Genomic DNA, 264 nt, shown 5'->3' on the forward strand with positions numbered 1-264 from the left:
GATCACGTCGGAGTAGTTCGCCGGGGTGATCCACTGCTCGCCGATCGGCGAGACGTACCACCAGCCGCGCGCGGCGGCGGCGCCCGCGAGGTCGCGGTCGATCCGCGCCGTCGCCGCCTCGACCGGCAGCACCTGCGGGGCGGGCCCGAGGATCACGATCTGCGCGTGCGGATAGATCGCGGCGAGGGCGTCCCACGCGGCATCCACCGCCGCGCGGTACCCGTCCGCGCTCTCGCGGCGGTCGTTGATCGAGCCCTGCACGAT

General features: G+C 74.2%; 1 protein-coding gene. It reads right to left on the minus strand.

The genetic code is table 11. The features are described 5' to 3' along the window. Window positions 1–264 (minus strand): hypothetical protein (locus J3482_RS20515; protein WP_206923132.1); only part of this gene is annotated, 264 nt, incomplete at both ends.

Source organism: Alicyclobacillus suci (assembly GCF_017329615.1).
Taxonomy (GTDB): domain Bacteria; phylum Bacillota; class Bacilli; order Alicyclobacillales; family Alicyclobacillaceae; genus Alicyclobacillus; species Alicyclobacillus suci.